This is a genomic window from Paenibacillus sp. J2R1T-4 (assembly GCF_059692235.1).
In genome coordinates this window covers 79,875-95,933 of record NZ_JCAUBA010000004.1, presented here as the reverse complement: position 1 = coordinate 95,933, position 16,059 = coordinate 79,875, and the positions used below count along the sequence as shown (strand labels likewise).

Here is a 16,059-nt window from a genome sequence, read left to right as displayed (position 1 = left end):
CAGCGAAGCTTCATGCGCTAGTAGACCCCTTGTTCACCCATCATACGAGCCAACTTGTTGGCGATAATAAGAAGAGCGAAATTGATCGCGGATTTAAACAAGCCGACTGCGGCCGCAAGACTAAAACGTCCTTCGGTAAGCCCGATCCGATATACATACGTATCAATAATGTCCGACACCGCATACACAGCCGGATGGTACAGTACAAATATTTGCTCAAAGCCAGCTTCCATCAAATGCCCGATCCGCAAAATCAGCAGAATGATAATGGTGCTCTGAATACACGGAACCGTGATTCGCCACATCCGCTGGAATCGGTTCGCGCCATCGATAACTGCCGCTTCATATAATTGCGGATTTACCCCAGCAAGTGCGGCCATATAAATAATCGTATTCCAACCAAATTCTTTCCAAATCATCGACCATACCAGCGTATCTCGGAAATGACTTTCGTCGCTCATAAATCCAACCGCAGATCCGCCGAATGATTCAATTAATTTGTTGACTACACCACCGTCCGTAGACAGCAGGTTAATCATAAGCCCTCCCAGTATTACCCAGGAAATGAAATGCGGCAGATAGACGATCGTTTGCACCGTCCTCTTGAACACGACAAGACGAACCTCATTCAAGAGCAGCGCAACCATAATAGGCAGCGGAAAACCGAACACAAGTCTGTACAGGCTTATGATCACCGTGTTCCACAGCACCTGCCAAAACTTGTCAAGCGAGAACAAATACTCGAAGTGTTTAAACCCCACCCATTGACTGCCCAAGATCCCCTTTGTAATGCTGAAATCCTTAAATGCGATGACCGCTCCGTACATGGGATAGTAATGAAAAATTCCGTAGTACACAAGCGCCGGCACAAGCATCAAGTACAAATAACGATTCGCCCAAACGTGTCCCCAGAAAGCTCCTTGTTTGTTTATTGGCTTCTGAGGAATCATGGGTTTCGGTCGGCTGCCGGGAATTACTGTGGGCATGTCGCAGTTCATCCTCCTTTACGATAGCGTTTACAATAGCGTTTGGTGAGCGTTTTCATACACTCACTCATTCACCTTGCACATTTATCATAGGGGATCTGATCGACATGCGAAAAGAATCACTTTGCATAAAAAAGGTTCAAATCTTCATAAAATATAGGTATCATTTGTTCAGATCAGTAGCATTTTCGGAGTCGGAACCGCTTTCCAGCCGTTCTATTATATTCTGGTTCCGATATTCGGAGGGAGTGATACCATACGTTTTCTTGAAAGCTCTTATCAAATTAAGCTTCTGCCCGAATCCGCTCAGCGAAGCAATATCAATGATTGTTTTGTCTGTTTCCTTCAGCAGCCTGCAAGCCTGATCCATCCGGACCTCTGTTACATATTCGATAAAGGTTTTCCCAGTGCTGTCTTTGAACAGCTTACTGAAGTAGTTCGCATTCATGTATAACGTATCCGCAACGGATTGTAGAGTCAGAGGTTCGGAAGCATGCTGTCGGATATATGCGCTCACCTTAAGCATCATATCTGCATTTTTGTTGTCGCGTTTGTTCTGGATGAAAGTGTATGTTTTCACTAGAATTACGTCGAACCACTCATTTATTCTTGGCAGTGTAGTTTGCTTGCTATACTCGTGGTACATATTGTAATGGTTACCGAAGACGTCTTCGATCTGTCCGTTCCATTCAAATATAATGCTGACCATACTGTTGATAATATGGGTTAGGATCATGTTCTTGTAATGGTAGCCGAGCTGATTGTCCTGACTCAATTGCTCCATGATTTCATTCTTAATATGCTGTGCTTTTTCCAGGTTGCCGCTCTTCAGTTCATTAACAAGCTTGTCTGCTTGAGCGCGATAAGCGATGAACAGGTTGCGATTCACGTGATTCAGCATCAGATCCTGAATCGAGACGATACTTCCGGTCCCGCCGATTCGTTCCAGCAAAAGTGCTTCCAGCGCCTCTTCATAAGAGAGTGAAATCTCGGAAGCCTTCTCATAATAACCGCCGATCCCGATCGACATCTTGATGCCTGTTTGTTCCTCAAAGGCATTCCGAATGCGCATTGCGGCGTTTTTCGCCCGTTCACCGGCTAACTCCTTGGTCACGCCTTGTTCGAAGTTCATTAACACTACATCATGCTTCTGTACTTGATTGATGAAGGCGCCTCCACCGATCTCCGCAATGGCTTCCTCACATATGGTTCGGACCTGATAAGGAAGTATGCTTCGGAACGGCTCTTGGGAACAATCAGCACCTTCAGGCGCGTCAATACGAAGGACCATGACACAGAGCCGATCTGGCCGAAGAGCAAGGCCGTAATACTCGATTTGCCGGGCGATCTCATCTTCACCGGGCGGCTTGCCCAGCAGTAGATGGAGCAGGAAATGGTCGCGCAGAATAATCTCATTCTCCCTGAACTTCATCTGGAACTCCTCATTCTCTTCCCACAGCTTATCCAAGGAGCCCCTGATGTAACTGAATTCGTCTTTATACCCCGTTTTATTCATACCCGGAACAAGCCGCTGATCGATCGCTTGCACCATGTTTCGAATCGGGCGGTAATACTTGCCCGAAACGAGCACCATCAGAATGAGTCCGATGATCAGGCAAAGACCAGAAACGGTAAGCGTTGCTTTGAGCACGGCAGTTGATTTTTTGAACACTTCCTTGGACGGGTTAAAGGCAACATACTTCCAGCCGTTCTCTTCCGAAATAACATAAGACACGAATGTACTTGTTCCGTTCATATCTTGAATAAAGTACCCTTCGCCCTGGTCGCTCATTTGCTTCGTGTCAGCTGCAAAATGAGTATAGAGCAAACTTTTGTCCTTATAAGAAAGCATATCACCGGATCGGTTGAGGATAGCTACATTTCCGAGCTTCCGATTGTTCGTATTCACTACCGCACCGTACAGTAAATCCTCCTTCAAATTCACAACGAGCACACCTGTTTTGTTGTAGTCGTTTAACGGCACACTCATCATATAGCTGAGAACATTGTCCTTTGAACCGTCAGCGTAAACAATCGACTGGGTGTCATACCACAGAGAGGTTGCCCTTTCCTTCTGAAAAGTCTCAATAGCAGATTCATACCAGAACCCGGTAAAATCCGCTATCCCTGAATTGGAAATGATTTTTCCGTTAGTATTGCTATATAAATAGATCGAGTGAATGTAGTTAGAGGACGTTACTTTATCGCGGAACAATTCGTTGATTCCTTCTAAAAACTGGTATTCTTCGTTCATATCCCATTTCAGCCAAACGGCTCTCTGAACATTTCTGTTCAATGCAAGCGAAAAAGCCATCTTCTGTACTTCACCTAGTGCCAACTCTACGATTTTTTTGGTTTGTCCGAGCACCTCAGCATTAGAAGCATACACTTCCTGCTTCAACATTCGGTTTACATACCCGTATACAAGCGTACCGATTATAAGGGTGATAAGGACGACAGCTATACACAAGTGCTGCATCAGTCGAATAAGAACGGTTTTTTTCATACGCCCGCTAGCATCCCCTTCATTATTTGTATGACGATTATAGCATAGCCTGGTCTTAATCGCCGACAATATGTCTTCCAATGTTCGTGCGCAACAAAAAGAAGTGAAGCACGAAGATGCTCCACTTCTTCTTATATTAGTATTACCCCAGAACAAACCGATTTCTTAGCGAAAAAGTGTCCCCTGGCTTCACGTCAATAATCATCTGCTTGCCTGCATACGGTTGTGTTGATTTCCCCTGCTGCACTCGAGCTTTCTCTGCACCTCGCCAGCCTTCTTCCCCGCGGAACAAGGTAACGTCTGCCTTGAAGGTCAACACATTATTTTCCAGCTTCGGTTCCCTGATGTAATAGGGGGATGGCTTTTTGTAGGTGTCCGCGTCGACGAATCCTACACAATCCTTGAGCTGCGCAAGCTCCGGCCAGTCTCCCTCCAGTCTGATGGAGATCAGGCGTTGCTCTGCATCCACATGGATTACGGAGCCTTGCCAATTGAAATGGCTTCGCTCCTGCTTCCACTCCCCTGAGGCGGCTACTGTGAAGCCAAGCGCTTCTGCCTGCAACAGCTCATCTCCACGATACCTTAGGAACAGCGCCTTTGCATCTGTCGTATGCAATACGCCTGCCTCATCGCGAAATCGGACTACACGACCTTCTTCATGAACGGAAATCAACAAATCACGAACACCATCGGGATGATTCACGCAGATTCCAACCGTTGGAAATCCACTTTGATTTTCAATTTCACTTTTCACGACCCCCTTTTCATCCATCCCCTCTAGGCGTTCCAGAGAATATATGGATTGCAAGAATGGAACGCCTTCGAACGGCTCCATAATGGTCGTAAACATTGCTTTATGGTGCTCCGCGTCCGCATTCTCATCTCGGAGCAGGACGTAACTATCCCACGCGGACTTTCTCATTTCCTGACCGCCCTTTTCACCAAGGCAGGTGATTAGCTCACGAGGCTTATCACTCAAGGCTGTGATCTTCAGGCCGTTACTGCCATACGGATAGGTCCAGGATACTTTGTCATCGACCTTGGCTGTACGCACATCCTTCATCCAGCCGTAACCTGGCTCACTGTACAAGGGAACATCCGATCCTACCAGCGTACCCGTCATTGAAGTCCATTCTTTCACACCTTCAAAAACTATGTCGTCCATCTGAACATCTAATCCGTGTGTATTGTAGTCAAATCGAGTTCCGTTGGACACATTGAACAAATCGAACACATAGGCGTTCTCCCCATCTGGAGCCTGAATCAGCCAAGTCCATCGCTCATAATGGCTTCCTGGGTAAGCTTCTGTACTCTCCAATCCTGCAAGCTGAATGGATGTGCCTTCATAGTGCTCGAGCTGGATTGAGCTCGATGGCGCCTGATTACGACCATCGATGAGCACCACATTACATGAAGCAGAATGAAGCTCCCATTGTGTGATTTTGGGACCGATCCAGATGTACGGATAATGACCGCCGTGTGCCAGCATATGAATTCCATATGCGCCGATCCACAGTCCCAGCTTATCACCATGACAGTGAGGGAGCGTTGGTTGTCCGTACAGGACGACATGCTTCATATTATGCGCGGAGGTACCTGTCCTCAGAATACTGATCTCGGAGTCCTCCATGAGGTAAGAAGGCTGAACAACACTTTGCTCTGCCCGGTAAGGGGCCAGTTCCTCCTCTGACAGAGCGTTGGCAAGTAGCAGAAGTGAGCTTTCTACACCTCTTCCGCTGCGCATACAAGCCTCTACTCTCATAGTGTTAAGCTCTTCGGCAGTATAGAGAGCGAGAGCAGGTCCAATGACCTCTCTTGCGGAAGGCATTCGTCTGAATACGGACTCACTCAAGGATAAATAGGGAGTTAAGCCCCGTTTGCGCTTGTCAGAAATAGGCTGGAGGTTATCCACGGTCGTATCTCCGAATGATGCGGACAAACTCCCGTTTTTGAATTTGTAATAGACGGCGATCGCTTCTTTAACCCCGAATCTGGAATCCTCGAACAAATTAAGCGGCTCTTGGAAATATTGATCATCCTGGAACAAATAAGCCCAGTCCGGATATCTCATCATGGCAGCTGACATGCCCTCTACGTACTCGGAAGAATCATAAGCATATTTGCCATCCCGGTAATAGCCGTTCTTCAGCTTGGAGAACAGACTGAATTTAGAGTCAAGCAAAATGTTATGTAAAAGCTCCCCGTTCTGGATGAGTGCCGCTGTCTCTACCTCCAGCTCTAACAGCCGCATGGACCAATCGCTTGCACCGCTTCGCTCCAGCTCGCAAGCATAAATAATATAAGGAACCATCTCTTGTTCAACCGCTCTTCTCAGATCAAAAGGCTGCTGCCGCTTCTTGTTCTCAGCATCAGGCTGGCTAGCAAAGAATGCTTTCAATTCACTATGAAAGAGATCAATATCGTCAAAGATCAGATCGTACGCTTCCAGCAAATTTTTCTTCCATTCTGTTCCCGTTGTGGACGGCTCAGCAATGTGAACGGTATCGGAGTAACTGCCGTCGTGATACCCGCCATTCATATAAGGATACAACTCCGCTATTCGGCCGATCAGGATTGCTGCTTTGTACGCGTAGAGAATATCACCTGTTAAGGAATACGCATTCGCCAGATTAGGAATGGCTCCTGAATAACGTAGTCCGGTTGTATCCGGAACAACATTCCGATCCGTAATGGTAGGGCAATAAGGGGCAGCCATTGCAATACCAAGCCGATATTGACGGTAAGCAGCCACTAACATGCAGCGGGTGTATGGATTCGCGAAGCCTTCAGGCAGCAAGAATCCCGAGCCGTCATCCTCGACAACAACCTCTTCCCCCGTCTTGGGATTGATAAGCCGTTTGCCTGGATACCACCATTCTCCAGTCTCTTCGTTATAAAAGCGATACGGTGTTTCGATACATGTCTTGAGTGTAGAACGATTCCCGCCCGTTAACGGATCACCGAAGAATTGGCTTGGTGTCATCGCTCTCGGATTGCCAGGAAGAATGAAATCAAACAACTCTTGATCTGATTTTAATGCCCAATAGTTCGCTGCCTCAATAGTCCGTTCCGCAATCTGCGCTCCCCATTCGGTGTGGTGAGCGTGGAATCTGGCTCGACCCAGGTCCTCCTTCTTCAAACGCAAAGAAAGCCCGGTTTTCTTGGCACGGACATACTTCATTATTTCTTGCGGCAGCTTCTGTTTCTCCCACTTCGTATAATAGGCGCGGCTGTCTGCTGAGGCTTCCTCCACTAACGCGTCGATCTCTTCCGCAGTGAGATCCTTCACGAAGATCAGATCGCCTACCCCCTGCAGACAATGTACAGCCAACTCACCCGGAAGCCCCGACCATTTGGACCAGGTGCGTACCGCTTTGCTCATTCGCATCACGTTAAGCCCAATGTATCTTCTGTTCTGCTCTTCCTTGTATACAAGATTTAGCGGGATTCGGAGTGTGCATTCCCACAAACCGTTCTCAAAGGCAGAATTCCCGGTGACTCCTGCTACAGGCGATAAATGAATAATGTCATATTCCATCGTTTCCGCTCTAACTTCGCCATTACCGTCCACTGTAATCTGCACCAGATTATGCGGTCTTCTGCCGGAATGGTCCGGGTCGAAATTCAAGCGAATGTACTCGTTGTCCAGATCTGCCTCATAGCTGCGGATTTGTAGAAACAGCGTATCCTGACAAGTATAGGCTGCGAATTCCGCTCGTTTCTGTGCCGGATTCATCGAATCCCCTTCTGTAAAGTCTCCTGTATAAGACAGGTGTTCAAATGAATCTGCTTCTGGCACCAGATAGGTTGGATAAAGTGGTCGCATGGGTTATTGTACCCTCCCGATCATATTGGAGTTATATTCCCTATATGTACATTGAAATCAAGAAAGGATGATCCTGGGCCGGCTGCGGCTCGAACCATCCTTTCCTTCTTAATTGCAGACTATACTTCGTTCCAGATCCGTCTTACGTTATCCATCCCAGCCTTGGAACCGTACGTACAGGATTCCTTACCTTCGAATTCTATGGAAATGTATCCATCATAACCTGAATCTTTAATAGCCTTGATCACGGTGCGAATGTCAATATCACCTTGACCCACAATAGCACCTCTTAAATAATTTCCACCTGCAGTGCGGAACCATCCTTCACCCGGGTCTTGATGAGACGGGCGAAGATAGAAATCTTTCAAATGGACCATCGAGGCGATCGGCAAGTTCTTCTTTGTTGCGATTACGGAATTCTCATCTGCGCACATGAAATTCCCAATATCCAGGGTCGTCTTGTAGTTATCGCGGCCAACTGCTTGAACTAGAGCTTGCACTCTGTCGCTGTGCTGAATATAGTAGCCGTGATTCTCTACGCTAGTTGTAATCCCGTATTGAGCCGCATAGTCGGCAATTCGTCTGCATGCATTCGCCAGGCTAGGAAGATCCGCTATAAAGTTAACCAACGTTGCTTCAGGAATCGGCCGTGAGGCGACATCGTGCCGCATCAGCTTGACGCCAAGCGCATGGGCAACATCCACGTGTTTCATGACTCTAGCAATCTCTGCTTCGTACGCTGCTTCATCCGGTTGAATGAATTGAGCGCCTATAGCATAGTCTGATACATCAATTCCATATTCTTCAGCGTTCTTACGAATGGCTTCTACCAACGCCGGCTCCTCAGTCAGATTGATTTTGCCCGAGGAAATCTCAACATGCTCCCCGCCATTATCCGCTACCCATTTAACGGTGTCCAGAAACGTCATTTCGCCATCAGCAACGGCTCTCGATAAACTGTATGTACTTAGTCCTACCTTCATGTTTGCCTCCTTGGTCGATCTTCGACTATTTGATTTCCAATCTGTTACTTTAGTGAACCCTTCCTTCACTATAAACATCATCCATAGAAGAATCAAACCCTTTTTTCCGGGAAAGTCTTAATAGAATGTTTTACCATCACAGGCATTTCCACTGGTATTCATTGGGGATGGAGAGGACTGAAATAATAACACATTTTTCTGTTTGTTTTATGATGAAAAGGCACATCAAGACCTGTTGATATTATGAAAAAATCTGACCGGAAGTTAGTTCACCGAACAGGTACTTGGTGTAGGATATCAATTGGGTGCGTGGGAGGGCAGAAAGGCGGGCTACAACGCTGTTGTACTTGAATTCTTTGTCTAAAGGACTGTCTACAAACGACCCAGGTCCACCGATAGATTCTTTGGATTAGTTAATCAACTACTTAGGTCCTCCTGCGGAGACCAGTTAGCCAGTGATAGTATAGGTAATTTGGACGGAAAAGCCGACATTTTCCGGGATAGCAAGTTTTACTACTGGTTATTTGACCTGGTTTGAGGAAAATCGGTTCACAATGCCGAAATAGAGGATAGTCAGAATGGCTAATTAGCATCTGAGCGATGAAATGGTCCTATTAGACAATAGTAACATGGCTTATTTGTAGGCGAGGTACCACGAAAATCCAAAATGCCACGAAGAGCAGGAGCGAAGGAGAAAAGGAGCAAAGAATAGGGATGAATTGTTCGTGGAAGACGGAAATCACACTACGGATTCGATCAAACAATTTGCAAGACCTAAAAGGGGAACCTCTGGTTCCCCCCAAAACTTAAAGTTCTATAATGTTAAGAAAAACATGACCGGAAGTTAGTTCACCGGACAGGTCCTTGGCGGTTGAAGTTCAGTTGGCGCTTATGCCTCATACCCGATCAGCCAATGCAAACGGCGAACCTGTAAACCAGGAGGCAATGTTCGAAGAATTAGGTTCCGAGCTGTAGTCGCTACTTCATTCTCAAGTTGGACTAACCGTCCCATTCTCCGCGATTCACGCACAATCCTGGTGGTACGGGGTATGCGGCGCTGCTCGTAGGCTTGAAGAGCAGAAGGCACAGCTGTACTGTTATTTGCCAGACAATCCGCTAGCACGATTGCATCCTCCATCGCTTGTGCCCCGCCCTGACCGAGATTGGGGAGCATTGGATGTGCTGCGTCCCCGAGCAGGGTAACTCGCCCCTTACTCCATGTCTGAAGCGGTTTGCAATCGAATATATCATGAGCCAGTATAGCTGATTCATCCGTCGCCCCTATCACGGCCTCAATCGGCTTGCACCAATTCCTGAAGCTTTCGAGAGCTGCATGCTTTCGCATCCCCTGAGGAATGATTGCGCCTTGCTTGGCATTTATCGCCGCGAACCAGAATACTTGACCTTCACCCAGATGAGAGAAGCCAAAACGTTTGCCTGGTCCCCAAGCTTCAAAGCCGCCGCCAAGCTCTCTGGAGTAGCGCACATCATCGAATATAGCTATGCCTCGAAGTGCAGAGAAGCCCGAGTATCGGAGCGCTGCACGGCCATGGAGCTTTTCTCTGACAATAGAATGGATCCCATCCGCTCCAATTAGCACATCGCCGGTTTCCTTAGTTCCATCCTCGAACAAAGCCGTTACCTTTTCTCCCTCATATTCGAAATCCACTAATCGCTTTTCAAAAGAAACGGTTGCTTCCCGCGTCAGCTCGTGATAGAGAATGGACTGCAGCCTCGAGCGATGGATCAGATAACTAGGCGTACCGTACAGGTCTTCTTGCTCGTGTATGGGTAGGTCCAGTATGATTCGCCCGTCCCAAGTGCGAATCTCTGCTTTGCCGACTGGCATACCCTGCGCTTTGATCTGCTCGGCTGCTCCCAGTTTTTGCAACGCTTTAATCGCATTCGCAGCCAGTACGATCCCTGCGCCGCCTTCGGTAAGGGAATCCGATTTCTCCAGAACAACGACCTGCCAGCCCTTCTTGTACAGAGCAAGCCCGGCACATAATCCACCAATCCCTGCTCCTATTATTATCGCTTTCTTACTTGAGCTTTTCATGATCGCCATATTCCCCCGGCTCTCCTTTACATGATTGCTGCAAAAACAAAAAGAACACCATGCCTGCGAAGCTGCAGACAACGGCGTCCATCTATTAATCTTGCAGATCTGGAATATTGGATATAATAGCGGCCATTGTGAAGGATACGCAGGTTAGTTTCTCCGAACGCACTTCGTCATCACCAGTGTATAACTGGAGGAGCTGGTAGTCTCCGTTCTGCAGTGTGAATTGCTCCAAAGTGCCGTGTACAGGATCAATCAGCCAATACTCTGGAATACTGTACTGCGCATAGACACGCAGCTTATCAAGTCTATCTCGTTTGTGCGTGTAGGGGGAAAGAATCTCGACAACCAGATCAGGAGGACCTACTATCCCGCGTTTGGTTAGAAGATGGACGCGACTTCGGTGCAGCATCATAATATCAGGCTGCCGCACTTCGGTCGGACTCAAAATGACGTCTAATGGAGCATAAAGAACAAAATATTGAGATTCACAGGATTCCGCAAGTTTCTTCTGAAGCTCAAAGCTGAATAGTTGATGGGCGGAAGAAGGCCCCGGACTCATAAGCTCCAGTTTGCCGTCCGCCAACTCATATCGCTTACCGTCGTCTAATGCAGCATAGTCATCGTAGGTCATAGGCTGTTCTCGTATGATCTCATCCTTGGGCTTACCGTTCTTCTTCTCCTCATAGCTCACAAGAATCTCCCCTTACAGATCGCTTAGAATACTCCCCCTATTATAACTGGAATAGGCTTTTACTGCCATCGTGTCCACAACTTACACCCATACATAGATTTGATCTTGTTCCACATCGACAGGATACCCGCGAAGTTTCACTTTCGCATCAACCAGATGCTCTCCGGTTATGAGGTCGAACTCCCACCCATGCCAAGGACAGCGTAGAATCTCTTGATCGCGGCCATATTTGTACTCTTGCACCAGGGATGGCAGACGGGTACCGCCAACCTTCCCTGCACACACCGGCGCTGCCGCATGTGGGCATACACTCCGCCAAGCACGGAACTCCCCGCCTGCATAGAAGATCCCTATTTCAATGCCCTTCACGGTGACAAGCTTGCGTCCATTCGAGAGCACTTCATCTGCTTGGGCCACTGGATATTTTGTTTTTTCCGTCATTGACCTACATCTCCTTTACAGAAACAGCAGGTTTACTGATTAAACCGTATAATTCAATCGCATTATCAGCAAAAATTTTCGTTCTTAGCTCCCTGCGAATCGGCTGCAGCGCCATCTTAGGATTATCGAAATCCCAGTGCGGATAATCAGAGGAGAACATAATCAGGTTATCCGCACCGAGCATATCGAGAATCTGATTCAAGTGAGCCGGGTCGGCCGGTTCTTCGATAGGCTGTGTCGTCAGACGAATATGTTCCTTGATGTACTCGGAAGGAAGCCGCTTAAGCCATGGCACCTGATCGCGTAATCCTTTGTAATTCTTATCCATCCGCCACATTAGATGCGGCAGCCAGGCGATCCCGCCTTCTATTGCAACGAATTTAAGCTTAGGAAATTTCTCGAATACCCCTTCGCACACCAGGCTGTTCACATGCGCCATATAGTTAGTAGGCAGTATATTATGCCATTCCAAATAACGGGTCGGATAGCCGGAAGGCGTCGGTGCTCCAGCAATGCCTCGCCCTTCCGTACCGGGATGAATCCCTACAGGCAGCCCATTGCGTTCGGCGGCCTCATAGATCGGATGGTAGAAGCGTTGACCATACAGCATTCGAGAACCGCTGCACATAATGACCTGCACTATGTCCGGATGGCTGCCCATACGGTCAATCTCCTTAGCAGCCGCTTGTGGATCAGCATGGTTAATCAGAATGGACCCTTTATACTTCGGGCTAGCCTTCAACCAAGTTTCAACAAGCCAGTCATTATATGCCGTCGCTATGACATTCCCATAATCCGGATCGGGATTTAAGGATATACCCAAAACCCCAGAGCCGGTAAGCACCGCATAATCAATATCATATTTATCGAGATGATGCTTCAGCATGAATGCAGGGTCACTGCCGGGTATTCCTCCCCCATCGGGAACGGCGTCCTTCCGCAGCACACTCACTGGGCTGTACCACCCTCCGCTATACCCTGGCCCTACGGCTAACCATTGATCATGCCATACTTTGGGAAGATATGGCAGCAAGTCCTGCGGCTTGGCAATCGCATTGTGTACATCTGCATCTATTAATTGAGGTCGATCAGACATAACTATCTCCTCCGTTTATCCGTTTTTTTCCAAATTACACATCTGTCATACAAACACCCTGATCCCGCCGACCGTCATTCCAAAGGATTCGATACTTGTAAGGCTTAGCTGCTGTCAATCGAGCTTCACGTGTCTCAAGATCATACTCCATTACGGCAAGAGAATGAACCGATTCAAGGTGCACCTGGAAAGACGCCGTATATACGTAGCCCCCTATGACCAGCTCGCCTTTCAGAGGAAGCTCCCTCTTAGCCATGTGTTGGGTTCTATTCCGTTCAGACCCAATCCGAATCAACTCAAGCTGTTCCTCCCTTATGTGATCCTGGTGGCCTTGTCCACCAACACCGAACAATTCATCATAATGAATGATCGAGCTCTTCCCAAGCCGTGCCATATGCTGGACATACATTCTGGCATGATCTACTGGAATTCGAATGTCATTCTCTCCATGAGCAATATAGAGCGGGGTAATCACATTTGCTGCAAGCTGAAGCCCGCTTCGAGCTGCATAACGCTGTTCATCCTGGGCAGGGCTGCAGCCAATCCAGATGTCCATATCGTCCATGAATTCCCCCGTCTTATCTTGTTCATACCACACGGCATAGTCCGATATGCCATAATAGGCAGAAGCTGCAGCGAACAAGTCCGGAAACTTGGCTGCAGCAGCTAGCACATTCCCGCCGCCTCCGCTTCCTCCTTCGAGATAAACAGGATCGGGTGCAAGCAAATACTCGGAGTATTCGCTCCTCACGAATTGCACAGCATCATAGATATCAATTAACTCATAGCCATTGCAATCCTCTTCGCCTTCGGAAAAAGCTCTTCCGCGCATATCTACCTGAACAATCAAATAAGGGCTATCTAATGGTGTTTCCCTGCGCTCCGGCATCGGCATGCTCATATGCCATCCATGGAGCTTGATTAACATATAACCGGGCCGCTCTGGTTTGATCACATTCAAGCCTAGACGAATTCCTTGTGTTACCGAAGACTCATAGATTCGAAAATCCTGATAGGGCGAATAAAAGGGCTCCAGCATATTGGATTTCCCTAATCGCTCCCGATCCTCATACTGTTCATACATGGCGAGTTCTCTACCTCCCGTAACGGCCAAGTCACCTTGGCGATTCGAATGAGCTTCCTTTCCCATGCCTTTCCCTATAGTTCCCTGGTGTAATGCCCTCTGCCTTTTTGAAAATCCGCATGAAATAACTGGGTTGGTAGCCTACCCGTTCCGCGATATCATTCATCTTCATATCTGTAGTGCTTAACAGCTCTTTGGCTTTATCCAGCCTGACATTCGTCAAATAATCAATAAAGTTCGTACCTGTGAATTGTTTGAACTCTTTACTCAGATTGTACGAGGTGATCCCATAAGTATCCGCGCAAGATTCCAACGAAATCGGTGTTGGGTACAATTCATGGATCGATTCGATGACTTTGGTCACAATTTGCCGCATCATTTTCTCTCTCGTATTAGAAAGCTCTTCAGCATATGGCTCAATGATATGAGTGCGCATCCAGCGCAGCATTTCTTCCGGAACCTTGATCCCGCTTAGCTGCTCGAATAGGTTGCCATTCCGATTCAGCGCCGCCGAGTATACGCCAGATCGTAAAAGTGCATGCAGAATGCTTCCAAGCAGTTGGAGCATGCCTTGCTGGAACAACATCTCTTTCCCTTGACTTTGCTTCAGCTGTTGGACGAATCGTTCGAGCTGCCGAACGGCTTCCTTCTCCATCCCCATCTTCATCGATTGGATAATCGCATTCTCCGTATCGAATGGATAATTAACAGGAACCGCCCCCTGAGGCAGTACATTGTCCATATCCAGAATTTGCTCGTTCTTGTCCAGATCCCGGAATCTTAACGCTTCTCTTGCTTCTGCAAGTGATTTGTGAATATCCTGCGCCCGGTACTCCAGCTTCCCGACACCTACAGTAAAACGCAATTGAGTAAAGCGAGTCAGAATGTCTATTAACTCTCTTGAGAGGTGGAAGAGATCGCGCTTAACCTGCTCCTTAGGCCTCTCAGACGGGTAGGAGAGCAGAATAGCAAACGATAGATCATAGAAATTGATCACTCCGGCGTCCTCTCCAAGGCTGCTCAATAGATCCTGTGAAATGTTTACGGCCGCAAAAGTCGCAAGCTGTTCGTCCCCCTCATAGAACTTGCCATGGTCATCGGTAATCTCGTCCATTCGTACCAGGATGATGGCAAAGCCTTTATCCTCTGCATGCCAGCCATGATGAGCCATCTTCTCTTTCAACTCCTCTTCGGAGAAGAAATACAGATGCCCTTGGATCAATTGCAGTAAGAAGCCTTCCTTGAGCGATTGGCGGTTCTGCTCCAGCTTCACGTTCATAAGCCGGCTCTCCTGGAGTGTCTTCCGCCATTTGCTCTCGATAAAAAGGAATTCATCGTTCTTGTCGATCGGTGCTGCAGAGCTGGATACAGACTCGCGGAACATCCCGACCAGATTCTTAACAGGCCGATAAATGCTTCTTGAGGCAAACAAGGACAGGCCAATCGCAATCAACAATCCGATCATACTGACGGCCAACCCGAGCTTCGAGACTAGAACGACAGGAGCAGTAAGCTTCGTAAGAGGTGTTGCCACGACGACTTTCCATCCGTCACGGGATAGTTCCCCAACGGTAACAGAATAGCTGATCTTGCCTCGTTTGAAGATGAAATCATCACTATAGCGCCCCTGATCTAATACGGCCTCGCGCACTGCTTCATCCAGGGGTAAAGGCTCCTCGCTCTGACGCCGGCCGCTAGTAATCCAACTGCCGTCATTGTTCAGTATAAAAGCGACCCCCTGCCCATCCAGATTGAGGGAAACTAACATATCATCCATCTGACTTTTGTCCAAATACAAAATAATCGCCCCTGAAGGCGCTGACACTAACCCTGTAACTTTATGCACTAATGCAACCTGAACCTTGCTCTTATATTTAAGAGGGCTGACGGGCTGCTCCCACCAAAATAAATTGGAGCGCTCCTCCAACAGCTTCTGAAACACTTGCTGTGTCGGTTCTTCTTCGAGGGTTACAATTCCCTCTTCGTCCGAAATGACCAAATGATTTTTTTGTAAATACAACACAGCGTTATCGATCAAGGAATTGGTCTGTTTCAAAGTTCTTAAGGAAACGAAGAGCTCCCTTGTCGATTCGGAATTTTGCCGCAGATCACCGGTAAGCAGCTCACCGATAAACAGCGGATTAAATACCCATTGATTGCCGATTACTTTGAGGCGGGTCAGCTGCTTCTCCATGTTGCTGTATATTTGCTCGAGCTGCAGGCGGTGGTTCTGCTTCACTTCGTTCTCGATCTGGCTTACGACAATATAATAGTTGGATGCTGCAATGATCGCCATAGGAAGACAAGTAACTATGAACACAAGAAGCAGGTTCCGATAGTAGAAATTCAAGTTAAGCTTCCTCATGGCGATCCTCACATCC

10 protein-coding genes are annotated in these 16,059 nt (G+C 47.7%); all 10 read right to left on the bottom strand.

All coding sequences use genetic code 11. The features are described from left to right. Positions 1-17 precede the first annotated feature (17 nt). On the bottom strand, positions 18-986 hold the full coding sequence (locus AC58QD_RS09315) for an ABC transporter permease (protein WP_497332364.1): 969 nt from the start codon (positions 984-986) through the stop codon (positions 18-20). Positions 987-1,149: 163 nt separating this feature from the next. Next, a complete protein-coding gene (locus AC58QD_RS09310; protein WP_497332362.1) occupies positions 1,150-3,492 on the bottom strand; it encodes a helix-turn-helix domain-containing protein in 2,343 nt (780 codons plus the stop codon). Positions 3,493-3,634: 142 nt separating this feature from the next. Then, positions 3,635-7,318, bottom strand: coding sequence for a hypothetical protein (locus AC58QD_RS09305; RefSeq protein ID WP_497332360.1), 3,684 nt, complete (start codon positions 7,316-7,318; stop codon positions 3,635-3,637). Between the two features lie 119 nt (positions 7,319-7,437). Then, positions 7,438-8,301, bottom strand: a complete 864-nt coding sequence (locus AC58QD_RS09300) for a sugar phosphate isomerase/epimerase family protein (RefSeq protein WP_497332358.1) — start codon at positions 8,299-8,301, stop codon at positions 7,438-7,440. An 889-nt stretch (positions 8,302-9,190) separates the two neighbouring features. Next, on the bottom strand, positions 9,191-10,369 hold the full coding sequence (locus AC58QD_RS09295; RefSeq protein ID WP_497332356.1) for an FAD-dependent monooxygenase: 1,179 nt from the start codon (positions 10,367-10,369) through the stop codon (positions 9,191-9,193). Positions 10,370-10,454: 85 nt separating this feature from the next. Beyond that, positions 10,455-11,057 carry a Uma2 family endonuclease gene (locus AC58QD_RS09290; protein WP_497332354.1) on the bottom strand — a complete coding sequence of 201 codons (603 nt, stop codon included), beginning with the start codon at positions 11,055-11,057 and terminating at the stop codon, positions 10,455-10,457. 81 nt (positions 11,058-11,138) lie between these two features. Continuing rightward, on the bottom strand, positions 11,139-11,498 hold the full coding sequence (locus AC58QD_RS09285) for a Rieske (2Fe-2S) protein (protein ID WP_497332352.1): 360 nt from the start codon (positions 11,496-11,498) through the stop codon (positions 11,139-11,141). Between the two features lie 4 nt (positions 11,499-11,502). Beyond that, positions 11,503-12,594, bottom strand: coding sequence for an amidohydrolase family protein (locus tag AC58QD_RS09280; protein WP_497332350.1), 1,092 nt, complete (start codon positions 12,592-12,594; stop codon positions 11,503-11,505). Positions 12,595-12,628: 34 nt separating this feature from the next. After that, entirely contained in the window at positions 12,629-13,744 is a 1,116-nt protein-coding gene (locus AC58QD_RS09275; protein ID WP_497332348.1) for an alpha/beta hydrolase family protein, read from the bottom strand. After that, on the bottom strand, positions 13,710-16,043 hold the full coding sequence (locus AC58QD_RS09270; RefSeq protein ID WP_497332346.1) for a helix-turn-helix domain-containing protein: 2,334 nt from the start codon (positions 16,041-16,043) through the stop codon (positions 13,710-13,712). Before AC58QD_RS09270 ends, AC58QD_RS09275 begins: the two co-directional genes overlap by 35 nt. Between the last annotated feature and the right edge of the window lie 16 nt (positions 16,044-16,059).

Coding starts and splice junctions, on each gene's coding strand:
- AC58QD_RS09315 (WP_497332364.1), bottom strand. CDS start 986: ATGCCCACAGTAATTCCCGGCAGCCGACCGAAACCCATGATTCCTCAG.
- AC58QD_RS09310 (WP_497332362.1), bottom strand. CDS start 3,492: ATGAAAAAAACCGTTCTTATTCGACTGATGCAGCACTTGTGTATAGCT.
- AC58QD_RS09305 (WP_497332360.1), bottom strand. CDS start 7,318: ATGCGACCACTTTATCCAACCTATCTGGTGCCAGAAGCAGATTCATTT.
- AC58QD_RS09300 (WP_497332358.1), bottom strand. CDS start 8,301: ATGAAGGTAGGACTAAGTACATACAGTTTATCGAGAGCCGTTGCTGAT.
- AC58QD_RS09295 (WP_497332356.1), bottom strand. CDS start 10,369: ATGGCGATCATGAAAAGCTCAAGTAAGAAAGCGATAATAATAGGAGCA.
- AC58QD_RS09285 (WP_497332352.1), bottom strand. CDS start 11,498: ATGACGGAAAAAACAAAATATCCAGTGGCCCAAGCAGATGAAGTGCTC.
- AC58QD_RS09280 (WP_497332350.1), bottom strand. CDS start 12,594: ATGTCTGATCGACCTCAATTAATAGATGCAGATGTACACAATGCGATT.
- AC58QD_RS09275 (WP_497332348.1), bottom strand. CDS start 13,744: ATGGGAAAGGAAGCTCATTCGAATCGCCAAGGTGACTTGGCCGTTACG.
- AC58QD_RS09270 (WP_497332346.1), bottom strand. CDS start 16,043: ATGAGGAAGCTTAACTTGAATTTCTACTATCGGAACCTGCTTCTTGTG.